The organism is Dyadobacter sp. HNCC25DJ187 (assembly GCF_056895255.1).
Map to the genome: position 1 here is coordinate 1513464 of NZ_JBXHAT010000001.1, position 24419 is coordinate 1537882.

The following is a 24419-nucleotide window of genomic DNA, read 5'->3' on the forward strand; positions in this document are numbered from 1 at the left end:
AGTGATCAAATTATTGATTGTGGGTTTCCTTCCAGTTACGATAAAAATCAGGGGTTAGTAATTCAAGTGTACGACTTTCCCGATCCAGAAAAACCTGCATCGTTTTGCCTACAGCACAAAGTTCGCCGGTGGTAATATTGTGCACTTCGTATTCAAACTGAATTTTCGCTGATTTGGCGGGGATATATCTTGTAACTACTTTAATTACCTGGCCATAATAAACCGGAGCCTTATGGTCTATTTCGGATTTAACAATAGGTGTAAAATAACCGGAATCAAAAATGGTGAGGTACTCAAGACCATATGTTTTACCAAAATGCTCGCGGCCGTCTTCAAAGAATTTCAGATAGTTACCGTGCCACACCACACCCATCGCATCAGTTTCACTAAATCTTATATCAATTTCAATTTCGGACGAAAGCATATTTTAATCATATTATGAAAGGCAAGATTAGCGATTTTTGACACCTCTCGCAAATCCCGGAACACATATGAGCTAATCAGCAACGCAAAAAACTGCTATTCCGAGATCACAATCTTCATCTCACATTCCAGCAAGAGTTGTCCTCCCAGATAGTTCTTTCCAGAAATCATAACAATATTCCCCAGTTTGTGCGTCGGCTCAACGACAGTGCTGATCATGGAAAGAACTGGTGGCAAAGCATGAACACGCACACGGGAAATAGCCCCGATAAATCCGATCTTAGGTTCTCCCTCCTGCTCACGATCAAGATATCCAAATGATGCCGCACATGTTTGAGCAATATTTTCCATCAGCCCGCTCTCCATAAACTCACCATTGGACACGAGCATATTATGTTCTGTAATTTCAAAATCAGATTCAAACCGCTCAGCAGTAACAGATAATAGTCTGTCCACCATTAAAAACGGAGGACGATGCGGAAGAAAATCCTGTATGGTCTCTTTGGCTGTAATCATGGTCTGAAAAAATCAAAATAATTAAACCACTGCTCCGGATACTGCCTCACTTTTTTTTCAAGCTCTGCAGCATACAAAGCAGCAATATATTCAGGTTTCACTTTCTCCTGAATTGGTTTGGTTGCACTCAAATGATAGCTGTGCGTGCCATCCTTCGCGGCAAAAACGAACGTGACAGGAGCATCAAACTTAGAAGCGATCACAAATGGGCCATGCGGAAAGCGTGCCTTTTTACCCAGAAAATCCAGTTCGATAAATCGGGAGCCTTCCAGATAACGATCTGCATGAATAGCCACGAACTCATTATTTAACAACGCATTACGAATAGCAATCACATGAGAAAGATCATTCTTAATGGCAATTATTTTAAATCTGGAACCACCCGTAGACATTTCCATGAATTTTTTGATGTTCTCTACTTCGGCATCCAGCATCACAATATTAATGGTAGGTGTAATACGTCCTTTCAGCAGATTACCCGCAGTTTCCCAGTTACCCAGGTGCGCGCTAAGCAAAATCCCTCCCTTTCCTTTTTCTCTTATGTCAATCAGGTATTGCTCATTTTCAAAAGTATGTCTGAACTTTTCATGCTGACCAAGCAGAAATGCCGTCCTGTCTACAAGCGTCTGTCCAAAGATAAAAAAGTTTTTTCGTGTCAGCTTTTTAGCCTCAGAGCGGGAAAAAAGTAGGGTATTCCGGTAGAAATCAATGAGTACATTCCGAGGCTTGGAAGCGAAGAGATAGTAATAATAAGTCACTACCCGCAATAGCGAGTAGGCAAATCCTAACCCAAGAGAACGTATAAAAAAGAAGAAGATTTTGTAACCTGCAAGCGTGCCTCTGGTCTTCCCATCCCATGCACTTTTCTGGGAGTTATCATCTGTACCGGACCTGGCAGGCGATTGGTCCATCCGCTATAGTGACAGTTTTTTCTGAACAAGACTGTAAAAATCTCCGAAAGTTTCAATTCCTTTGAAATCCTCACCCGTTATCTTAATGTTCAGATTTTCTTCAATCAAAACAACAAGGTCCACATAATCAAGGCTATCCAGGTCTAACGTTTCTTTCAGGCTATTTTCCGGAAGAATTAATTCCCTGTCTACCTCAAATTCCTCGGACAAAAAGTCTCTGGTCTCTTCAATTACATCTTCCAAATTCATTTTAACGTCTTTAGCATCCATGGCAGCAAAATTAAATTATTCTTTTATCATACTCTCATAATGTATCCAAATTTTAACACAATAATTGGTGCGATTATGGATAGATTAACAAAAGCTTGTTCTACAACATTACAATGTTGCAATTAGTGCAAATTCGATTTATCAAAAGTACCAAATTATCTCTGGCACCCTCTTCCGTTTACTCAATGGAGATTAAACTTTTTTCAGTATAAGTGTGGAGTTGGTTCCTCCAAAACCGAATGAATTTGACAGAAAACAATCGATTTTCTGTTTGGCTGTTTCCGCGACCACATTGATGCGGGCAGAATCTTCATCCGGATTTTCAAAGTTGATATTAGGAGCTATAAAATCATGTTGCATCATCAGAAGAGAATATACGATTTCGCTGGCGCCTGCCATCCAGCACTCATGCCCTGTCAGTGATTTGGTAGAACTAACCGGCGTCTCTCCGCCAAATACTTCATAGATAGCCTGCGCTTCAATCCCATCACCAACTGGTGTGGATGTAGCATGCGCATTGATATAATCGATGTCTTTGGTCTGCAAACCTGCCTGCTTCAAAGCCATTTCCAGCGAACGAATCTGTCCCTCCTTACTTGGATTAGAAATATGATCTCCATTGGAAGAAAAACCGTAACCTACTAATTCTGCAATGATCGTAGCACCTCGTTTGACAGCAGCCTCATACGACTCCAGAATGATCGTCGCTGCACCTCCACTTGGGATGAGTCCGTCACGATGCTTATCAAAAGGACGGGACGCCCGAGCCGGTTCAGACTCCCGCACAGAAAAAGTACCCAGCCCGTCAAAACTTGCCATCGATGCCGGATTAATCTCTTGAGCACCCCCGCAAACGACACGCTCCTGTAATCCTTGACTAATCATCAGATAACCCATTCCGATAGAATGAGAGCCCGAAGCACAAGCAGCACTTAAGGTAAAATTAATTCCTTTCAGTTTAAAAATGGTTGAAAGGTTCATATTGACAGTGCTGTTCATATTTTGAAAAATAGCACCACTGCCTATCAATGTAGTATCCTGTTTTTCCCGTGCTTTTTCAACAGCCTCCACAACGGAAGCTGCTGTACTGTCATTACCGAAGATGATACCTGTTTCTGTTTTTTCCAGAAAATCAATATCCAAACCCGCCATTTCTAATGCCTCGCGGGTTGACATATAGGCATATATGGCAGGCTGATGCATGCCAAGGCGTTGCCTGCGAGACAGGAGTGATTTCAAATCAGGTTCCCTGACCATACCAGTAAGTGCAGAGCGAAATCCGAAATCCTTTCTTACCTGATCAAAAACAATCCCGCTTTTACCTGCATACAACGAATCAGTTACCTCAGTGAGATTCTCACCAAGGCAGGAATAAATACCAATTCCGGTTACTACAACTCTCTGACTCATTCGTTACGAGTAAATCCCTCCGTTAATATTAATCACCTCTCCGGTGATATAGGCGGCTTTATCTGAACAAAGAAAACTCACCAAATGTGCCACTTCATCCGCTTTTCCAAATCTGTTCATTGGAATCATCTGCTTCAATTCGGCCTCATTCAGTTCTTTGGTCATATCACTGGTAATAAATCCGGGAGCAACGGCATTTACAGTTATTTTTCTTTTAGCCACTTCCTGAGCTAATGCCTTGGTTGCTGAAATAATGGCTCCTTTTGCAGCAGAGTAATTGGTTTGCCCGGCCACCCCTTTCATTCCCGAAACAGACGCGACATTTACGATCCGACCTGAACGTTTTCTCAACATCTGCTGAATAGCATTCTGCGTGACGTTAAAAAGACCCTTCGCTGAAATATTCATCACCTCATCCCAGTCACTTTCGGGCATCCACATGAAAAGACCGTCTCGGGTTACTCCTGCGTTGTTGACCAAAACGCTGATAAAGCGTTCCGGATTGTTCTCACGCCAGTTATTTAATGCAGCATCTACCTCCTGCTTCGTCTGAACATTAAACTGGAGTAATTCTCCGTCACCACCATTCGCTCTGATTGCAAGCAGGGTTTCTTCTGCTGCGGCGACATTACTGGAATAATTTACCAATATATACAATCCGTGATCAAGAGCGAGTTGCACAGCAATAGCTCTGCCCAAACCTCTTGACGCTCCGGTCACTAGTGCGCAACTCATAATTTGAAAGGGGTTTCTTTGATATATTCGTAAACCGCAGCTATACTTTCTGACTGTGGTACATCATCTTTAACAAAGCTTGCCATCTTTCTGATCTGATTGTATATTGACAATGCATTGGGGGAAAGCCTTTCCTTTTCTTCCTGTTCGAGCAAATCAATGGCCTGGCATATCGCCATGATATGGATTGACATGACCTGGAACGAGTTTTCAAGTACCTGCTTGGCCAGCACGGCACTGTTGGTACCCATGCTCACAATATCCTGATTATCATTATTGTTCGGAATACTATGCACATAAACAGAATTGGACAATGCCTGATTTTCTGCCGTGGTGGAAGTAGCGGTGAACTGGATGCCTTGGAAGCCAAAATTAAGCCCCCATGTACCGGCATTCAGAAAAGGAGGAAATTTACCGTTCAGCTTACTGTTCATCAGGAAGTTCAGTTGCCTTTCCATCAGCATAGACAGCTTGGTAAGTACAATTTTCACCTTGTCCATCTCCAGCGAGATATAATCTCCATGGAAATTACCTCCATGGAAAACATTGCTCTCTTCCGGACTCACAATAGGATTATCGTTTGTCGAATTCAGCTCGTTTTCGACTACTTCCTGCGCATATCTGATTGTGTCTAATACAGGTCCGATGATCTGAGGAACACAGCGTATTGAATAATATTCCTGAATTTTCCTCTCAAACTCCACACGCTGCATAGCGGTGTTGTCTTTGAAAAGCTCTTCACGGTTACGAATCATTCCACTGCCTTTCACAAACTCCCGCATTTTAGCAGCTACATCCTGCTGACCCTTATGATGTTTAACCGCATTGAGCTGTTGCGAAAACGAATCATCAAATGCTTCAATGACCTCATTCAGCATAGAAGAAGCCGCAATCGACCAGTCTACCAGTCTGTTGGCATAAATCAGGTTAATGGCAGCGATCCCTGTCATACAGGAGGTTCCGTTGATCAGCCCCAGACCGTCGCGCAGTTCCAGCTGCAACGGCTTAATTCCGTGCTTTTCTAAAACTTCTGCTGTTTTTTTTCTGATCCCGCTTTCATATACGTGCCCCTCTCCAATCAGATTGAGACCCAAATGTGAAAGCTGAACCAAATCTCCGCTGGCACCTACGCTTCCATGTTCGAATATTTCAGGCACGATACCGTGGTTAAGAAAGGTAACCAACTGATTGATCACACCTGAACTGATCCCGGAATTGGCCTGCAAAAAGGCGTTTAGTCGGGCGACCATCACGCTTCTTGCATAAATCTCATTCAATGGACGCCCCACACCACTGGAATGGCTCCGAATGAGGTTATATTGTAAACTATTCAGTTTATCTGATTCAATACGGTACTGAGCCATTGGCCCGAAACCTGTATTGATACCATATATAATTTTATCCTTTGAGAAGTCTGTCAGAAAAGCAAAAGACTCAGAAACCTTATTGAGTGCATCTTCAGCTAAAATAAATTCTTTCTTTTCAAACGCATATTGCTCTACATGAGCCAACGAAATACTATTCATTTACTAATAGTGAAATTAAATAACGTGTAAAATAAATCTTTTTTTGCCGCTTTGACAAGCTCATCTCCAGATCGGTATTGAACATTAATAAGTTGGGCAAACACCTACATTTCCTTAATTTTGCCATACACTCACGTTTAACCAGTTCATGATCGGGGAATTATTATTTAAGCTGCATCTGCTTCTTTCCAGACACAAAGCTGTTTTTTTTCTTTTGCTGTTCGGCCTGATCGGAGTTTTTGGCTATGGCATTTCGCGTCTGCGAGTCACTGAAAGCATTTTTGCAACTTTGCCCAAGGGAGAAAAGTTTGAAGAATTCACAAAGCTCATTGATAACAAAAATATTGTTAATCAAATTGTATTTTCTCTGGAAAACGATCCTGAAACAAATACAAATGAGGCACTGGAACTGGTAGAAAAACTGGCTGATTCCCTTTCATCTTTACCGGGAAAATACATTAAAAATATTCGAGCGATAAGACCGGATGTACAGCAGGATGTGTATAGTTATACGTATTCCCGCTTTCCGGAACTGATTGATTCATCGTATTACTCCTATATAAGTCAAAAAACCACTCCTGACTCCATTCGAAAAGCAGTAACCTCCACGTATAATCAGCTGGTGTCACCTGGAGGGAGTTTTGTAAAGCAATTTGTGCTGAATGACCCTCTCAGTATAACTACCCCTTATTTTCAGCAACTTAATGCACTCAACAATGCTGCCGGAATGACAGTTGAAGATGGAGTGATGTTTTCAGCTGATCGCAAACATATTATCGTCACCGCTTCCACTTCGTATAATTCTGGTAATTCAGCATTAAATGTGGCCTTGTTTCATCAACTTGAAAACCTCAGTACCAAGTGGAATGCCGCACATCCCCATCATGAATTATCGTATTTCGGAACATTTGAGATAGCCGCCAGAAATGCAATTCAGGTCAAGCAGGATACAACCAGAACCATGGTAATCGCACTGATGATTATCATTCTTATACTCGTTGTTTACTACAAAAAAATCCTCATCCCCGTTTACATTATTCTTCCCGGTTTGTTCGGAGGAATGTTTGCATTGGGATTAACAGGCTTTCTCAGGCCAGACATATCCGGCATTTCGCTCGCTACGGGAGCAGTCATTTTTGGCATATTGCTGGATTATGCCTTCCACTTTTTTACGCATCTGAGACATACCGGATCCACATCGACTACCATCAGGGAAGTAAGTGCGCCCTTGCTCACAGGTAGCCTCACTACCATTCTTGCGTTCACAGCATTGCAGTTTACCAATTCCGTAGTTCTGCAGGATTTCGGACTTTTTGCTGCTCTAAGTCTGATCGGTGCAGCAGCCTTCACGGTCATCGGTCTGCCTCTTATACTGGATTCTTTTGCATTCGACTACAAAAAAATGCCTGAGGAAATAAAACGCTTCCGGATTCCTGAAATTCCAGCCAAAGCAAAGCCTTTCATCCTGCTTGCAATTGGCATTCTAACTATCATTTTTCTCTATTTTGCACGCTTCACTGAGTTTGATAGCAGTTTTGATAGCCTGAGCATGCAGGACGACGAACTGAAAAAGCGTGAAGAAAGCCTGACAGGCATTAACCCGGATCGGGATAAGCGAATATATGTTTTTGCAACATCAAAAGATAAAGAAACTGCTGCAGATATCAACCAGGCGGTTTATGAAAAAACTAAAGCTTTCAAACTGGACGGACGCGTTAAAAACTTCGTTTCTTCCGGTGCTTTGATCATTTCAGACAAAACAGCGTTAAAAAGAAACAAGCAATGGAACGACTTCTGGAATTCGGGGCGTAAGCAACAGACTTTTTCTATACTGGATCAGGCTGTCAAGACAACAGGTTTAAATGCAGATGCTTTCATTCCTTTCAAAAACTGGATCAATGGCACCAGACAAGATGATGCCGATGAAGAAGAATTGCTGAAGCAGCTCGGCCTATCCAATCTCTCAGCTACAGATTCTTCCGGAACAACGTGGATCACAACCATTACCATTCCGAAAGCACAGCTTTCTCATGTTAAAGACGAACTGAGACAGATTGCCGGTGTTTCTATTTTCGACAGAGTTGAAATGGCTGAATCACTGCTAACCATGGTGAAGGATGATTTTAATTTCATTCTGCTTATTTCCGCCTCTATTGTATTTTTTACCCTATTGATCGTTTATGGAAGAATTGAGCTCACCCTCCTCACATTTCTTCCCATGGCCATTAGCTGGATATGGATATTTGGGATAGCCGCACTGCTTGGAATCAAATTCAACTTTGTCAATGTCGTTATTACCACTTTTATATTTGGTTTGGGTGATGATTTCAGCATTTTCGTAACAGATGGATTACTGAATAAATACAAAACCGGAAAAGAAACATTGCGGTCGTATCAGTCCGCTATTCTTCTTTCTGCGATCACTACCATCGTAGGCACAGGCGCACTGTTTTTCGCAGAACATCCTGCGATCCACTCCATCGCATTCGTCAGTGTGCTGGGCATTGTTTGTATTTTGATTATTTCATTCACACTTCAGCCTATTCTGTTCGACCTATTTGTTCAGGATAGAATCGATAGAAAACGTCCACCTGTTACTCTGCTTCCATTCCTGATCAGTGTATCCAGTTTTACTTATTTCCTGTCCGGCTGCCTTTTCCTGCATTCCAAACTGGTAACCATTTTACTGTTGCCTGTTTCAAAAAAGAAGAAAAAGGAAATGATCAATCGTTCGCTTTCCTTTTTTGCCAGAACCGTACTTTACTCAGGACCACATGTACGTAAAAATATTTCGGGAAAAGAAAATCTGGAGATTGATAAACCTGTCATTCTGATTGCCAATCACAATTCTTTTCTGGATATACTGCTTGCTATCATGCTGAATCCTAAAATAGTATTGATGGTGAAGGGGTGGGTTTACAAATCGCCCTTTTTCGGTCCTATCATCCGCTATGCAGGTTATGTATACACAGACGACGGGCCAGAGCAGAACATCGAAAAAATGAAACAGCTGGTGGCCGATGGATACTCTCTGTTAATATTTCCCGAAGGAACCAGGTCGGAAGACGGTACAATCGGGCGGTTCCACAAAGGAGCATTTTACCTGGCTGAACAGCTTGGGCTGGACCTTCAGCCGCTGCTCATTCATGGTGCTTCTGAGGTGCTGCCAAAAGGTGATTTCCTGATCAGACCCGGGGCATTGAATGTACGCGTTCTTCCCAGGATACAATATCAGGATCCGAAATGGGGCATTTCTTTACGGGATAAAACCAAAAATATTGCTCAGTTCTTCAAATCTGAACACAATAAATACAAGGCAGAAATGGAGGATACCTGGTATCTGAAACACCGTATTTTTACCAATTACGTTTATAAAGGCCCGGTGCTTGAATGGTATTTTAAAACGAAATGGAAGCTGGAGGAGAAAAACTACGCTTTTTATAACACACTCATTGCAGATAGAAAAAACATTCTCGACATAGGTTGTGGTTATGGATATCTGTCGTTTTACCTGCACTATTGTAATTCTGAACGTATTGTGAAGGGTGTGGACTACGATGATGAGAAAATAACCGTTGCGGAAAACAGCTATAACAAAACAAAGAAGCTCAGCTTTGTTGCTGCAAATATTATGTATCTGGATCTTGGCCGACAGGACGTGATTTTTTTAAATGACATGCTCCATTATTTATCACAGGAAAAACAGTTTTCTTTGTTGGCTGATTGTGCAAGTGCATTATCCGACAACGGTATACTTTTCATCCGGGATGGCATCACTGATTTGCAGGAAAAACATCGTAATACCCAACGTACCGAAGCACTTTCTACAGGACTTTTCTCATTTAATAAAAAAATGGAGGCATTTCATTTCTTTTCATCTCAGGATATCCGCCAATTTGCAGTCGACCATGGATTGGCATTTGAAATGCAGCAACATTCCGGAACGACTTCCAATGTGCTTTTTATACTGAGAAAAAGTAACAATCAGACATCGGGCCAATCCTTTCAACGCACACACTGATCATTATAAGCGATGCCAAATCTTAAGGACAAAGAATACGATTTCGTTATTGTGGGGAGCGGTTTGGGAGGACTTGCCTGCGGATTTATCCTTGCTTCCGAAGGGCATAGTGTTGTGATACTTGAAAAAAACCATCAGATTGGCGGACATTTGCAGGTGTATAGCCGGGATAAAACCATTTTCGATACAGGCGTTCATTATGTGGGCAGTATGAACGAAGGCGAAAACCTGAACAAGTTTTTCAGATACTTTCAGATTCTGGATAAACTTAAACTACACCGGCTCGATGAAGACCGGTTTGATGTCATCCGGTTTGATGATGGTCAGGAATATGACTACCCCCAGGGATATGAGGCATTTCAGGAAAAGATGATCAGCTATTTCCCCGAAGAAGAAGAGGCTATTCGTACCTATTGCTCAAAGATAAAAGAGGTATGCAGCAAGTTTCCGCTGTATAATCTCCGTGTCGCTGGCGAGAGTTACCAGACCGACCAGGATTTGCTCCAGCTTAATGCATACGACTATATCGCTTCTCTTACCCACAATCAACGGCTCAGAGATGTTTTGGCAGGGTCGAATCAATTGTATGCCGGTGTGAAGGAAACGACACCATTTTATGTACATGCTCTGATCATCTATAGCTATCTGTCGGGTGCCTATAAATTCACAGATGGCGGTTCACAAATCGCCATCCTTATGAGCAGGCAAATAAAGGAACAAGGAGGAGAAATACTCAAACATAAAAAAGTCATCGGTGCAACGTACAACGAGACTGGCCATATTACCCATGTACAACTGGAAAATGGAGAAACAGTAAGAGGAAAACAGTTTATATCCAATGTGCATCCTTCCATGACCATCGATATATTCGGGAAGGAGAGGTTTCTTACCGTCTACCGCAATAGAATTAACAATTTACCCAATACCATTTCAACCTTTCTGGTACATATCTCATTCAAGCGAAATAGCTTCAAATACCTCAACCACAATATTTATCAACATCACGCAAGTGGCGTATGGGATGGTATTGAGTATGATGAAAAAAGCTGGCCGCAAACCTATTTCATTTGCACACCCCATTTATCAAGAAGCCCTGAGTTTGCCGAATCTATGTCCATTATGACGTACATGAAAAGTAGTGAGACAGAACAATGGGCCCATACCTTTCGTACCATAGTATCTCCGGGTGATCGTGAAGCTACTTATGACAGTTTTAAGAAGGAGAAAGAAGAAAAAGTTTTAAGCCGTATTGAAGAAGTTTTTCCCGGAATACGCCAAAAAATCAATCATGTACATAGTGCTTCTCCACTTACTTTTCGGGATTACATCGGAAATCCTGATGGTTCGCTATATGGAATAGCCAAAAATTCAGATCATCCGGCGCGAAGCCAGGTCAACACAAGAACGCGAATTCCTAACCTGCATTTAACCGGTCAAAACATATCGATGCACGGTATTCTCGGCGTCACAGTAAGTGCTTTTGTAACCTGCTTCGCATTTATTGATAAAAATAAACTGATACAAAAAGTTATAAATGCCTGATCATGCAAAAAATTGACGTACTCGTAATAGGTGCCGGCCCTGCAGGCACAGTGGCCGCATCCTATCTTAGAAATCAGGGTTACGAGGTAACCATTCTCGAAAAGGAAGAATTTCCGCGGTTTCAGATCGGCGAGAGTCTGCTGCCCTGTTGTATGGAACATTTGACAGAATCCGGCTTGCGGGAAGCTATTGAAGCAAAGAACTTCCAGAAAAAAACAGGTGCTGCCTTCATGCGTGGAGAGAAAAGGTGTGAATTTCTTTTTGAAGAACAATATACCAGTGGCTGGTCTTACACATGGCAGGTGAAAAGAGCTGATTTCGACTTGGCGCTTGCAGAAGCCACCAGGGAAAAGGGAGTAAGTGTAAATTTCCAATGCGAGGTATTGCACGTTGACGCCAATAAGGACCGGCAAATAACAGAATACCGCGATCCGGAAGGCCATATTCACCACATCGAATCAAGATTTATTATAGATTCAAGTGGTTACGGCAGAGTTTTACCGCGCTTGTTTGATCTGAGCAAACCCTCTGCTTTTACGCCGAGAGGAGCTGTATTTGCTCACCTGGATGACCACAAAAGAACTGAAACCACAAGCAATAATATCTTTGTGCATTCCTTCGATGACAACAAATCATGGATATGGGCGATCCCGTTTTCCGATGGATCCACGTCTGTAGGTATTGTTGGTGACAGAGAAAAAATCGCTGACCTGGCAGATAATAACGGAGAAAAATACACAGCGTTTATTCGTAATTTCAAAGATCTCAACGGACGTTTTGAGCATTCGGAATTAAAATTTGAACCCCGTAGTATACTCGGTTATTCGGTAGGTGTGAAAACAATGTTTGGGGACGGATTCGTCCTCTCCGGCAATAGTACTGAATTCCTGGATCCGATCTTTTCATCCGGCGTTACGTTTGCAACGGCATCGGGGCTATTGTCGGCAAAAATGACTCACAAACACTTGCAGGGAGAAACTGTGGATTGGAAAACGGAATATGAAGATGTGGTTCAAAACGGAATAAATGTATTCAGAAGCTACGTAACCGGATGGTATACCGGCGATTTTCAATCTATAGTTTTTGCAAAAAATATTGATCTGGAAATCAAGAACCAGATATGTTCCGTTTTAGCAGGATATGTGTGGGACAAAACCAATCCATTCGTTAAAAAACATGATACAATACTGCCAACTCTCGCGAAGGTGATCAAAATGAAAGAAGCAAAGGAGCAGTAAATATGCAGACTTTAGCATTGAAGGCGGTCAATACCTAAACCGCCTTCAATAATATAAAACTATGCTGAGCGCCCTGATAGTGATTATAGATTAAGACGTGATCCGGTCGATTTCGCTCCCTTGACTCTTCCAGAATAAGTTCAGTCGGAATTTCATTCCCATTCAAAATACCTGTTCCCAGCCAGGTTGCAAATGCGGAGGCAGTCGGATAATCACCTGACAAATTTTTGAAGCTGCAAATCTGACAGTCTGGAGGCATCACTTCCTTAACCAGGTCATAGAGATAGTCCGTACGGTTATCTCCGCTATATCCTGCAATCAGCACATCTATATCTGCCGGAATAACTTCATTTCTGCCAAGGAAATTCATAAGTCGGCCGATCAGCTCTTCCTGGTTTAACTGGCTGAACTGATCTACGTCTACCACTTTTGCCAACGCCTTATCTGAAAATTGCTTATCCACCACAAACATCACAGCTGCTTCACCACATACCGATCCTGGAGTATTTTCAGTCAAAACAGTATCCGAAGAAGTTTCATACGTTTTGTAATAACCATTCAGATAATCAATATTATAACTGTATTCTGATATCTCGTCTATACTTCCCAACAATACAGAATCCACACTACTTTCCTCGAGCAGCAACAGTGCATCGAGCAAGGCGCTTTCAAAGGCCAGTCCTTTATGTACATGCGTGGTATTATAGCCGGTAGTTTTGCTCATCAGCGCGAGATTTCCCGCTACAGCATTGGGAGTACTCTGTACAAAATTGGTAGGTGTGAGCGTGCCCTCGTTGTAATCAACAATCTGATTCAAAAATTTGAGACAATCTTCTAAACCACCGTTAGCCGTTCCGAGTATAATACCTGCTAATTCAGGATTTTGCTGGATCAACGGCAGGCCTGCACCCACTCCCATTCTCACTGCCTTACCCATTCGTCTTAGCAACCCGGCTGGAATCAGCATTCCATAGGAAGGCTCAATGGCCGTATATTTATTACCTTCACATTTGACAATATCTCCATTCCAGAACGAACCGTCAGAGGTTTTCTGCGGTGAAATACAGGATGATGCTGTTATATACATATTTAAAAATCTCTTCGGTTGGGATACTCAGGCTTATCAGGCAACTGATTTCATAAATTTGTTCAGAATTTGCTGATAAGCCGCTACCTCAGAATCTCTTTGTTCATTTGTCCAAGCCAATTCTTTAGCCATCAGGTCAGCCACCACGGGCAATGCAGCCAAGGTTGCTTTCCAGTCAATAATCTCAAGGCGTGTACGCCTCGCCAGGAAATCCCTGGGAGTGATCACCATTTCATTCCTTACTGTATAAATTACCTCTGCCTTGATAAAACAATGTGCCGGAACAATACGCTCTTTCAATCCGGCAGCGTGCACCGTCAGTATACAAACTTGTTCAGCCCGGGATCCATATTTATGGACCAGATGCTGACAAATATCTACAGGTAAACCATACGTTTCATAAAGTTTCCGATAACTTTCATACTGATAATCTGCACCGCCGGCCAGCTTGTGAGATTGAGTCGTGCAGTCATTGCGCTGATTAAAAAGGACATCAATCTGATCTATGGCATCCTTGGCCATAAGTCTGTATGTGGTCCATTTTCCTCCAAGCAGGCTTACCAAACCCGAAACGGGATCTATTTCTACCTCGTGATCTCTCAAAAGACTTTTGGTAGATTTACTCGTATCTGCAGAAAGCAAAGGACGAAGTCCTCCGAAGCCAGCGGTCAGCTTGGATACATCTATTTTCTTTTCAAGATAAGGATTCAGCGTATCTGCCAGATATTGCTTTTCTGAGGCATTTAAAATTGGCTCCTGATCAATACGATCACACTCTGTATCGGTAGTACCAAGTATCATAGCCCCTTCAAATGGGATGGCAAATACAACTCTTCCATCCGACGTTTTGGGAATCAGCATTGCGAAATCGCTGTTCAGCGTATCATATGGAAGAACAGCATGAACACCTTTACTTGGGCGAAGTCTTTCCGGTAGCGCCGGATTTGCCATCAGCCGAATATGGTCTGAGAACGGTCCGGTACAGTTCAGTACAAGTTTCGTACGGATAGACAATGCCTTTCCGGATCTCCTGTCACGCACCTGCACGGCTTTCAATTTGCCTTCATCAGATTTATCAAACCCCGTTACTTCCACATAATTTGCAACCACAGCACCGGCTTCGGATGCGGATTGGGCTAACGCAAGACAATACCTGGCATCATCCAGCTGACCATCATAATATAATACCGCACTGTGGATGTTGCTGCGATTAAGTGTAGGAATGTTTTTCAGCAATTCCGACTTTTTGAGCCATCTGCTTTTCGGCAACGAGTCATCAGAAGCAAAGCTATCATACATTTTAAGGCCTATAGTGAAATACAAACCTTCGATCCAGGATTTTACCGGGGTAACCAACGCCAGCGGACGAGCAAGGTGTGGTGCATTACTTAATACCAGATGGCGTTCTTCCAACCCATGTCGGACCTGCTTAAGCTGGGCAAAATCCAGTTTTTTAAATGCCTGTTCGAGATAGCGGACACCTCCGTGAATCAATTTGGTCGACTTTGAGGAAGTTTCAGAAGCAAAATCCTGCCTGTCTATCAAAGCTACTTTATAACCTCTTAATGCTGCATCCAATGCACAACCGGTTCCACTGGCCCCTGCCCCTATTATACAAATATCAAATTCGTCCTTTTCAAGGTTAACCAGGGATTGATTTCTATTCATATAATGAGCCTATACTGATTTACCGCAGTTGGTATTATCGCTGACCACAAAAATACAAATAGAAGTGGAACGCATAAGGTGTGGAAAAAATTTATTGGTACGTAATTTGTTACTTGTTTGTTATAGAGTGGTCTCACACTTGTTCAATGCTAAAATAAGATTAGCTTTGACTCTGAAATTTTATCACTTTACTTACAAAAACTAAAAATTATTATGGGATTAATGTCATTTTTCAAGGGAGTTGGAGAGAAAATCTTTAAAAAAGAAGAAACTGTAGCTCCTGCTCCGGAGGTCGAACCGCTTCGTGCCAGTGCATTGCTTGCACATGTGAAGGCCTTAGGACTTCCTTATAACTCCCTGACAGTAAAAACTTCTGGTGATACCGTTACGATCGAAGGAGAAGTTGCTGAACAGGCTGATGCTGAAAAAATTGCGCTTGCAGTAGGTAATGTAGAAGGTGTAGAAGTAGTAGATAACCGCTTATCTGTAGCTACGCCAACAGTGGAAGCAACATACCATACAGTTGTAAAAGGCGATACACTTTCTAAAATTGCTCAAACAGTGTATGGAGATATGATGAAATATCCAATTATTTTTGAAGCGAACAAACCTATGCTCACGCATCCTGATAAGATATACCCAGGACAAGTATTACGTATTCCTTCTTTATAATCGGTGGAAAAGCTATCCTCACAGGTAGCTTAATCCAAATAGACCGAAGCTTCCTGTAAGGGTTGATTCGGTTTTTTTATGCCTAATCATGAAGGCACCCACAAACAAAACGGACAACTCTTTTGGAGCTGCCCGTTTCGTACCGTTTGTGAGAAATTAAATTTTCTCCTTATTAATTGTTATCCTCTGCCGCAATTACGTTCAGAGAGATTTTGTGTTTCACTTCTTTGTGAAGATCTATCAGTGCTGAATATGTACCAATTGATTTTACGTCATCAACAGTAATTTTCTTACGGTCAATATCAAAACCTTTTGATTTCAGAATATCTGCAACCTGAGTGTTAGTAACACGTCCGAAAATACGGCCGCTTTCACCAACAACAGTGCGGATATCGATAGTCAGGTCACCGATAGCAGATGCGATATCTTCTGCATCTTTTTTCAATTTCTCAGCTTTGTGAGACGCCTGACGTACGTTTTCAGCAACAATTTTGCGATTAGACGCATTTGCCAATAAAGCAAAGCCTTGTGGGATAAGGTAATTACGACCGTATCCTGCTTTCACAGTTACGATATCGTTTTTATATCCTACTCCAGCTATATCTGTTATAAGTATGATTTCCATTGTTCGTAGCTCTTTCTAATTTATTTCAATTGATCAGCAACGAAAGGCAATAATGCCAAATGACGTGCTCTCTTAATTGCCTGTGATACTTTACGCTGATATTTCAGGCTGGTACCTGTAAGGCGACGTGGCAAGATTTTTCCTTGCTCGTTTACAAGCTTCAGCAAAAAGTCTGGATTCTTGTAATCGATATATTTGATACCTGCTTTTTTGAAACGGCAGTATTTTTTGCGGTTAATATTTTTCTCAACCGGTTCGTTTACGAGTGACATAGCTTATGCGTTTTCGGTTTTTGATTCAGTTGATTCTTCTTTCTTTCTTCCAATAAGACCTTTACGCTTCTTTTCGTTGTAAGCAATTGAATGCTTGTCAAGAGCGATGGTCATGAAACGCAAAACGCGCTCGTCACGACGAAATTCAGTTTCCAGAACATCTACTACATTACCTTCACTAGCAGTTCCTTCGCTAGCAGTGTATTCAAAGATGTGATAAAAACCAGAATTTTTCTTCTGGATGGGATAGGCCAGCTTACGCAATCCCCAATCCTCTTCATGCACTATAGCACCACCATTAGAAGTGATGATAGCACTGAATTTTTCAACGGCGTCCTTTGCCTGGGCCTCAGACAAAATGGGAGTTAAGATGAACACCGTTTCGTATTGCTTAGACATACGGTTATTGATTAATTAATAAAAAGTTGTTAAAAAAATCTCAATTCAATACAAATACTGAAATGAGGGTGCAAAAATAGGGCTTGGAATCTATAATTCCAAGCCCTATTTGTACTTCAAACTAAAATACATCGTCCTACACTACTCTGACACAGCTCATTTCGCCTCCCGGATCAAACGGCCAATGGCCATAGCCGGAGTGTAAATCCAAAAATAATTATTGTTGCCAGGTTCACGTTATCCCATTTATAACCGTTCTCCACGTAATGGTAACCAGTAAGCCCGAGAAAAAGAATGCCTGGAATGATCTGAAAACAAGCGATATAGCTACTAACGGTTACTTTACAGTAAAATCACCCTGACCAATCTTAAAGCCTTCGCTATATACTTCTATCGAATATTTCCCGTCCTTCATGGTAATTCCACCACGTCCGTAAAAGATATCTACCTGCTGCCCGGAGTTATCAAAGTTTATAGTTTGTTTCGAACTGTAAATCACTTCTTTCCCATTTACCATAAATGAGCCGGAGCCAGTGGCCATATCTGATAGAACTGCTCCATCCGGATCCAGAATTCGCAGATAAATTTCTTTTTCATTTTGTTTCGCAACTGAATTGTCAGCCAGTTGGAAATTCACCTTTAGTCTGTCGATGCGTTTTGCTTTGTACTTACCACCATCACGCTCTTTGCCTTTGGCAGATACTGCATTCACTGTCAGGTTTTCTGCGCGAAGTGCAGAAGCAATATTTACCTTTTCTGCCAGCTCCCGGTTCACAGCAGAATAATTATTTACAGAATCGTTCAGTTTACTGCGCTCAGACTCTAAACCACTTACCTGATCACTTAGTTGCTGATTTTTCGACGTAACAATACCCAATTCTTGTCTCAACTGAGCGATTTCATTGTCCTTCTGGTTGAGCACAGCTTCATAGGACCTGATCTTCTTATTATAGTCGGCAGTTGCAAACTTATTTACATTTTTCAACTCCAGCTTATCTCTTTCCAACTGCGCTTTCATTGCAACCAGAGAATCTACGCTGCCACCTAACTGCTGTATTTCTGCAATTCTGATATCCAACTGAGCCGAAATCGAATCCAATTTTGTCTTGGTAAATAAAACCTCTTCCGTCTTTGCAGTAATGATATCGTCTTTTAAATTATTTTCTTGCTTTTCGTGGTAAATGAAATAAACCAGGACCAGATTAAGCAACAGCAATACTGCCAGTGCTGCCCAAAGCAGGGTTTTCCGATCTTGTTTTTGTTCTTGATTATAGTCCATGGAAGAGCGTTTAAATTTTAAATTAGTTGGTAAAAGAACTATGTTTTTTTCAATTTTGAAATAAGTTGGTCATGATTTCTGGGAGCAAAACATCAGATCGGCGCAATAATACACTAATTACCAATACATTAATACAAAATATGACCTCAATCGCGCAGAATATTCATCATATAGAGCAAGGAATCAAGGACAGTGTAAAGCTCATTGCTGTTACAAAAACCAAACCTGTGTCCGTTTTACAGGAAACCTACGACTGCGGATTTCGTAGGTTCGGTGAAAATAAAGTGCAGGAAATGACTGAAAAATACAATTTGCTACCTAAAGATATCGAATGGCATTTGATAGGTCACCTCCAGACTAACAAAGTAAAATACATTGCTCCTTTTGTAAACATGATCCACTCGGTCGACAGTTATAAACTACTGAAAGAGATCAACAAAGAAGCAACGAAAAATGACAGGATCATTCCTTGTCTCCTTCAGATCTTTATTGCTACGGAAGAAACCAAATTCGGACTGTCTGAACAGGAAGCGATTGAGATCTTGACATCCGAAGAATTACCTTCACTTTCGAACATCAAGATCGCTGGTCTGATGGGAATGGCTTCTAATACAGATGACAATGAGCAGATCAGAAACGAGTTCAAAGGCCTGAAACAACTCTCAGATGCATTCAAGAAATACGAATCCTTCAACGTTGATTTAAAAGAAATATCTATGGGAATGAGTAGTGATTACCTTATCGCCGCAGAGGAAGGAAGCACGCTCGTTCGGGTGGGAAGCGCGATCTTTGGTGGTCGGCACTAGCCGGCACGGCTATCCAAAACCTTCTTCACCTCATCCCTTACAAACTCAAAAGAAAGCTCAGCACAGGCCAATCCTTCTTTGCGGACAAAGACCGCATTTTCCTGATTACCATAACCACCCGAATAAGGATTGTAACTGGAAAAAGTTACCAACGCACCCATCAGGATAATTCCATAGGTACCCGTTGCATTACCTAAATGCGACGGGCCGCTATCTAATCCGATAAAAAAGTTAGCTCGACGAATGACCTCTCCCGTTTCGAGGATAGTAAGCTTTCCACAGAGATTTGTATAAGCACTGGTAGAGACATTCAGGTTACTTTTCAAACCAATTTCTACGATCTGATAATTGTAATGGGTAGTTAACCATTCAATTAATTGCTCCCAGCGGGCTGCAGGCCAATCCTTGGGAGCGAAGTTAGACTGACAATGTATGACAATAAACGGCTTCAAAACGCCAAGCGTATCCACTTTTAACCGATGCTGATCCTGAAGGTATAAGCGAGGTTTATCATCACCAGTGAAGCTTTCATCAACACCCAATAGTCCGGCTGTTTTAGCAAATACATTCAGTAGATTCCCAAAATTGAAGTAATTCAGGACATTAATCCCACGCTGCTCGGCAACGGGATTATCCGTAAACACGTCACATTTAATGCAGTGATTATTGTTTTTAAATTGGAGTTCAAATACCTCGTCAAAAACACCGGTTTTCAAAAGGGTACGTCGTTGCGTGACGCAAAATTCCTTGATCACTTCATTTATCGCAGGATTGTTGCTCACAAGTTCACCAAATATGGGCTTTACAAACCATACGATGTATGCATCGGGATACAACCCGCGCACGTGACGGGAAAGCGGCTCTGCCGCAACAATATCACCAAAGTGCTCCGTCCTGATAATGGCTATCAGCTTTCTGCCTTTCTTGAGCTCGGTTTTCAGTATAAAGAATTTCAGGGCAGCCATATACCCCAGCCAGACAGCTTCGAAAATATGCGTATACTTGTAATAGCGGTGTGTCCAGAGCTGGCGAAATCTTGATATGGTCATTGAAATAGAACTTTGTATTGGCCGACAGGTGCTTACCAATCGGGCACGCAAGTTAATAAAATCCCTTTAAACAGTTGATTGCTCAGTCATCTGAAAGTACCTTTGGAGAGCAGTAGACGATTTATAACTATCATACTTGAAACCTTACAATCAATTTTATACATGAAATTTATGTTACAAGCCGGAGGCATACTGGGTGCATTGGCTGTTGCTCTTGGTGCATTTGGTGCACATGCCCTAAAAGGTATGCTGGAAGCTTCAGGCCGCGCTGAAACTTTTGAAACTGCTGTTAAATATCAGTTCTACCACGCGATTGCATTGGTATTGGTCGGACTGTTGATGAAGGGCGCCGGACAAGATGCTATTCGTTTGCTTGGATGGTCGGGTAATGCTTTTGCAATCGGGGTAATCATTTTTTCCGGATCCCTCTACGCGATATGTTTTACCGGCATCACCAAATTTGGCGCTACTGCTCCCATCGGCGGGCTAGCTCTGATCGTGGGCTGGGTGCTATTGGTCGTTGCGGCTGCGAAACTCTAATAATTGTTAATGGTTAACACGAAATACAGGATTTAGTAACGTATTAACCATTGATCATTAACAATTAACCATTAAAAAAACTAGTTTCTCGAAAGTGTAAATGGCCGTTGTGCGTCAATTTTAAGAAAGACAAACAACAGAATAGAAAATGACCACAGTGAAGACCCTCCATAGCTAAAGAAGGGCAGCGGAATACCGATTACAGGCATCAGTCCGATCGTCATGCCGACGTTTACCATAAAGTGGAAGAAAATAATTCCTGCTACACAATAGCCATATACCCTTGCAAAACGGCTCCGTTGTCGTTCGGCAAGAATTACCAGTCTGGATATAAGCAGCACAAACAGCGTGACCACAACAAGCGTTCCTGCAAAACCATGTTCCTCACCTACGGTACAAAAAATAAAATCTGTACTTTGCTCAGGCACAAAATCGAACTTGGTTTGCGTCCCTTCCAGAAATCCTTTTCCGGTTAAACCTCCGGATCCAATCGCGATTTTTGACTGTATCACATTCCACCCATCGCCCCGAGGGTCAGAATCGGGATCCAGCAACACCATAATTCTTCCGCGCTGGTGTTTTTGAAGTACATTATTCATGAAAAAATCCACTCCGAAAACAATACCGATCATCACACCAGCCACCAGTATTGTAGCCCAAAGTCCTCCTCTTCTTCGCGTCATAACAGGCATTAACCAAATCACCAGTCCGGCTATAACGACGATAACACCAGCTATATACCATTTTACGAAAAGCAAAGTAATAATTAGTAATGCCGCCGCAATCATACCTATCGCAGGAATTACGCCTGGCATTCCCTCTCTATATAATACGATGGCGAATGAAGCAAAAACGAGCATGGATCCGGTTTCATTGGATAAAAGAATGAGCAGCGCCGGAAGAGCAATAATACCGATAATGGGATAATAATCCTTCAGTTTGCGATTCAGGCTGATAACAGGATCACTCAAATATTTGGATATAGCCAGACTAATTGCCAGTTTCGAAAATTCTGCCGGTTGCAGGGAAAATGCCCCCAATTTGATCCACGATCTTGATCCATTGATATTTGATCCCGCAAAAAGAACCACCACCAGCAGAAAGATCACTATCGCATATATGATGAAAGAGAAAGTTTCATAGAACTTATAGTCAATCACCAGAATACATATGATCAGAACAGCGGCCGTCCCGATCCACATCAGCTGTTTACCTGCATTGTTCGACAAATCGAACATACTTGTATCAGCTTCCGGATTATACACCGCAGCATAAATATTGACCCAGCCTATTCCAAGGCACGCGATATATATTAAAACTACCACCCAATCTACATTCTTGGTGATGGGTTTACCCTCAGGTTTTTCTTTCAAACTATTAATGATTTAAAATCTATTTTTTCAGAAGACTGTTACTTTCAGGTGCCTTTTTCCTCAACGTATCGGATTTCAGCATGGCCCGTTGTTCGGGAGTCAGTACGATCTTGTTCAGCAGGTTCAACTCCATCATCCTTTTCTCCAAGGCCTTGTTAGTCACTTTTCCTGTCAGGTATTTTTCCATAATCAGGCCTGCTATAGGTGCAGCTGCCTGGCCTCCAAACCCACCGTTCTCCACAAATACTGCAATCGCTATCTTAGGATTTTCGACCGGCGCAAAACCGATAAAAATAGAGTGGTCATCACCCTTCTTATTCTGAGAAGTACCCGTCTTTCCGGCTACCGTAATGCCTTGTATACGTGCACTTTTGGCAGTACCGGCTTCGATGGCTCCAATCATTCCCTCAATGACAGGCTCAAAATGCCGTGCATCCACATTCGTTTCACGGCGTGTTGTATACATCGGATCCAGTTTCTTTTGATCTCCGACTCCATGAATCACGTGCGGGGTATAAAAGTAACCTTTGTTGGCTATAATGGCAGCTACGTTCGCCATTTTCAGTGGGGTGATCAGAATCTCTCCTTCACCAATACTGATCGAATAAATATTTGAGAACTTCCAGGCATTCTCTCCGTAAATCTTATCGTAATACTTTTTGTCGGGCAAATTTCCTTTTCGTTCACTGGGCAAATCAATACCAAGCTGCTGACCGATACCAAACTTACTCACCCGGTTATGCCATTCTTCCAAACCTGCAGCAGATGCTTTGAAAGTATTGGAAATATTATTGTTGTAAATCACCCGTCTGAATAAGTGATAAAAATACGGATTACACGAATGTGTTACACCCAAAGCAATTGAAGTGGTTGCAACATGGTTATGGCAACCTACAGGACAGTTAGCATGGCTGAATCCTGAGCCGGGCGTTACCACTCCCTCCTGCAAACCTACCAAAGCCTGAATAAGCTTAAAGGTAGATCCGGGCCGGTAACTGGCCATAACAGGTCTGTTGAACAAAGGCTTAAAAGGATTTCTTACCAATGCTGAATAATTCTTCGAAAAAAACCTGCTGGCCAGAATATTCGGATCATATGTGGGTGCTGAAACCATAGAGATGATTTGCCCTGTGGATGGCTCAATGGCTACCACACTACCCACTTTATGTCCCATAAGGCTGTCCGCATATTGCTGCGTTTCAAGGTCAATCCCGGAATAGAGGTTATTTCCTGCTATCGCCATCGTATCAAGCTCACCACCTTTCCATGCACCTTTATAAACACCACTTACATTCTGCATGATAAACTTAGTTCCACGCTTTCCTCTCAATTCATTCTCATATATTTTTTCTATACCACTCTGGCCAATGTAATCACTCTGGCGATAGTAGGGCTCTTCCTGGGCATCTAGTTGTTTTTTAGTAATTTCACTTACATAACCAAGCGTGTTCGCCAGTGTAGGAGCGGTATAAGTACGTAAGGAGCTTTTAGCAAACTGAAACCCGGAGTAATCTACCATCACATCCTGTATAGACGCAAAATCTTCCTTGGAAAGCTGACGCAAAAATATAGAAGGTTTGTTCCGGCTGTAAGTACTGGCAGCGTTCATTAGGCTGTCGAACTCCCGCCTCTCAATACCCAATACCTGACAAAAACGAAGTGTATCTTCCACCCTGGCTTTGCGTGGAGTCACTAATAAATCGTAAACCGGGGTATTATAAACAATCAGTTTACCTTTCCTGTCATAAATCTGACCGCGAAAAGGGATCTCAATTACACGTTTGATGGAGTTGCTTGACGAAACTATGGAATAGCTTTCATCCAATACCTGGAGGTAAAAAAGTCGGGCGAGGTAAATCAACCCTACAATAGCAAAAAATCCAATGATGACGAAGCGTCGGTTTTCAAGCATTCTGCACTAATAATCCTGTTCTCTCAATTTTTACGCGAAGTTCGTGATATCAAAAGACTTATCAAAGACTGATCCGTGGCTTTATACAGGAATTTGAATACAATTTTCAAAGTGAAACCCAACCCTATACGCACCATCACAAACC

General features: G+C 42.1%; 22 protein-coding genes. 6 read left to right on the top strand and 16 right to left on the bottom strand.

Features of this window, described 5'->3' with window-relative positions:
* Window positions 1-10: 10 nt before the first annotated feature.
* The 7 genes from AC1XUE_RS06300 to flxA form a co-directional block, all read right to left on the bottom strand.
* The gene (locus tag AC1XUE_RS06300) at window positions 11-424 is read right to left on the bottom strand and encodes an acyl-CoA thioesterase (protein WP_483355087.1); all 414 of its coding nucleotides are present in this window, start codon (window positions 422-424) and stop codon (window positions 11-13) included.
* A gap of 95 nt (window positions 425-519) precedes the next feature.
* A complete protein-coding gene (locus AC1XUE_RS06305) occupies window positions 520-939 on the bottom strand; it encodes a hotdog family protein (RefSeq protein WP_483355088.1) in 420 nt (139 codons plus the stop codon).
* Window positions 936-1850 (bottom strand): LpxL/LpxP family acyltransferase, encoded by a 915-nt coding sequence (locus AC1XUE_RS06310; RefSeq protein WP_483355089.1) that lies wholly within the window; start codon window positions 1848-1850, stop codon window positions 936-938. Before AC1XUE_RS06310 ends, AC1XUE_RS06305 begins: the two co-directional genes overlap by 4 nt.
* A gap of 3 nt (window positions 1851-1853) precedes the next feature.
* Window positions 1854-2120 (bottom strand): phosphopantetheine-binding protein, encoded by a 267-nt coding sequence (locus AC1XUE_RS06315; protein ID WP_483355090.1) that lies wholly within the window; start codon window positions 2118-2120, stop codon window positions 1854-1856.
* 192 nt (window positions 2121-2312) lie between these two features.
* Window positions 2313-3530, bottom strand: coding sequence for a beta-ketoacyl-[acyl-carrier-protein] synthase family protein (locus AC1XUE_RS06320; RefSeq protein WP_483355091.1), 1218 nt, complete (start codon window positions 3528-3530; stop codon window positions 2313-2315).
* 3 nt (window positions 3531-3533) lie between these two features.
* The gene (flxB, locus tag AC1XUE_RS06325; RefSeq protein WP_483355092.1) at window positions 3534-4265 is read right to left on the bottom strand and encodes a flexirubin biosynthesis SDR family reductase FlxB; all 732 of its coding nucleotides are present in this window, start codon (window positions 4263-4265) and stop codon (window positions 3534-3536) included.
* Window positions 4262-5791: a flexirubin biosynthesis tyrosine ammonia-lyase FlxA gene (gene flxA, locus AC1XUE_RS06330; protein ID WP_483355093.1), complete on the bottom strand. Its 1530-nt coding sequence runs from the start codon at window positions 5789-5791 to the stop codon at window positions 4262-4264. The genes flxB and flxA overlap by 4 nt, the downstream gene beginning before the upstream one ends.
* A gap of 148 nt (window positions 5792-5939) precedes the next feature.
* Between flxA and AC1XUE_RS06335 the strand changes: the two genes are divergently transcribed.
* Genes AC1XUE_RS06335 through AC1XUE_RS06345 form a run of 3 tightly spaced genes read left to right on the top strand, consistent with a single transcriptional unit; the run spans window position 5940 to window position 12592 of the window.
* Complete coding sequence (locus AC1XUE_RS06335; protein WP_483355094.1) at window positions 5940-9812, top strand: 1-acyl-sn-glycerol-3-phosphate acyltransferase; 3873 nt, start codon at window positions 5940-5942, stop codon at window positions 9810-9812.
* A gap of 12 nt (window positions 9813-9824) precedes the next feature.
* A complete protein-coding gene (locus AC1XUE_RS06340) occupies window positions 9825-11354 on the top strand; it encodes a phytoene desaturase family protein (protein ID WP_483355095.1) in 1530 nt (509 codons plus the stop codon).
* 2 nt (window positions 11355-11356) lie between these two features.
* Entirely contained in the window at window positions 11357-12592 is a 1236-nt protein-coding gene (locus AC1XUE_RS06345; RefSeq protein WP_483355096.1) for an NAD(P)/FAD-dependent oxidoreductase, read from the top strand.
* A 34-nt stretch (window positions 12593-12626) separates the two neighbouring features.
* On the opposite strand, the gene AC1XUE_RS06350 is transcribed toward AC1XUE_RS06345, so the two are convergent.
* Both AC1XUE_RS06350 and AC1XUE_RS06355 read right to left on the bottom strand, forming a co-directional pair.
* Window positions 12627-13679, bottom strand: coding sequence for a beta-ketoacyl synthase chain length factor (locus AC1XUE_RS06350; RefSeq protein ID WP_483355097.1), 1053 nt, complete (start codon window positions 13677-13679; stop codon window positions 12627-12629).
* Window positions 13680-13715: 36 nt separating this feature from the next.
* Window positions 13716-15347, bottom strand: coding sequence for a glycerol-3-phosphate dehydrogenase/oxidase (locus AC1XUE_RS06355; RefSeq protein WP_483355098.1), 1632 nt, complete (start codon window positions 15345-15347; stop codon window positions 13716-13718).
* A gap of 213 nt (window positions 15348-15560) precedes the next feature.
* On the opposite strand from AC1XUE_RS06355, the gene lysM reads away from it, so the two are divergent.
* Window positions 15561-16019 (top strand): peptidoglycan-binding protein LysM, encoded by a 459-nt coding sequence (gene lysM / locus AC1XUE_RS06360; RefSeq protein ID WP_483355099.1) that lies wholly within the window; start codon window positions 15561-15563, stop codon window positions 16017-16019.
* 172 nt (window positions 16020-16191) lie between these two features.
* Here the strand turns inward: lysM and rplI are convergent, their stop codons facing one another.
* The 4 genes from rplI to AC1XUE_RS06380 all read right to left on the bottom strand — a co-directional run bounded on the left by rplI (window position 16192) and on the right by AC1XUE_RS06380 (window position 18594).
* A complete protein-coding gene (rplI, locus tag AC1XUE_RS06365) occupies window positions 16192-16644 on the bottom strand; it encodes a 50S ribosomal protein L9 (protein ID WP_483355100.1) in 453 nt (150 codons plus the stop codon).
* A 20-nt stretch (window positions 16645-16664) separates the two neighbouring features.
* The gene (gene rpsR / locus AC1XUE_RS06370; RefSeq protein WP_015811483.1) at window positions 16665-16916 is read right to left on the bottom strand and encodes a 30S ribosomal protein S18; all 252 of its coding nucleotides are present in this window, start codon (window positions 16914-16916) and stop codon (window positions 16665-16667) included.
* A 3-nt stretch (window positions 16917-16919) separates the two neighbouring features.
* A complete protein-coding gene (gene rpsF, locus AC1XUE_RS06375; protein ID WP_483355101.1) occupies window positions 16920-17315 on the bottom strand; it encodes a 30S ribosomal protein S6 in 396 nt (131 codons plus the stop codon).
* 337 nt (window positions 17316-17652) lie between these two features.
* Window positions 17653-18594: a hypothetical protein gene (locus AC1XUE_RS06380; RefSeq protein WP_483355102.1), complete on the bottom strand. Its 942-nt coding sequence runs from the start codon at window positions 18592-18594 to the stop codon at window positions 17653-17655.
* Window positions 18595-18734: 140 nt separating this feature from the next.
* Here AC1XUE_RS06380 and AC1XUE_RS06385 point away from each other — a divergent pair, with 140 nt between their 5' ends.
* The gene (locus AC1XUE_RS06385) at window positions 18735-19400 is read left to right on the top strand and encodes a YggS family pyridoxal phosphate-dependent enzyme (RefSeq protein ID WP_483355103.1); all 666 of its coding nucleotides are present in this window, start codon (window positions 18735-18737) and stop codon (window positions 19398-19400) included.
* On the opposite strand, the gene AC1XUE_RS06390 is transcribed toward AC1XUE_RS06385, so the two are convergent.
* The gene (locus AC1XUE_RS06390; RefSeq protein WP_483355104.1) at window positions 19397-20449 is read right to left on the bottom strand and encodes a glycosyltransferase family 9 protein; all 1053 of its coding nucleotides are present in this window, start codon (window positions 20447-20449) and stop codon (window positions 19397-19399) included. The genes AC1XUE_RS06385 and AC1XUE_RS06390 overlap by 4 nt on opposite strands.
* Before the next feature lie 162 nt (window positions 20450-20611).
* Here AC1XUE_RS06390 and AC1XUE_RS06395 point away from each other — a divergent pair, with 162 nt between their 5' ends.
* Window positions 20612-20989, top strand: a complete 378-nt coding sequence (locus tag AC1XUE_RS06395) for a DUF423 domain-containing protein (RefSeq protein WP_483355105.1) — start codon at window positions 20612-20614, stop codon at window positions 20987-20989.
* Window positions 20990-21069: 80 nt separating this feature from the next.
* Here the strand turns inward: AC1XUE_RS06395 and rodA are convergent, their stop codons facing one another.
* Both rodA and AC1XUE_RS06405 read right to left on the bottom strand, forming a co-directional pair.
* The gene (rodA, locus tag AC1XUE_RS06400; RefSeq protein ID WP_483355106.1) at window positions 21070-22362 is read right to left on the bottom strand and encodes a rod shape-determining protein RodA; all 1293 of its coding nucleotides are present in this window, start codon (window positions 22360-22362) and stop codon (window positions 21070-21072) included.
* Window positions 22363-22381: 19 nt separating this feature from the next.
* Window positions 22382-24274 carry a penicillin-binding transpeptidase domain-containing protein gene (locus tag AC1XUE_RS06405; RefSeq protein ID WP_483355107.1) on the bottom strand — a complete coding sequence of 631 codons (1893 nt, stop codon included), beginning with the start codon at window positions 24272-24274 and terminating at the stop codon, window positions 22382-22384.
* Window positions 24275-24419 lie beyond the last annotated feature (145 nt).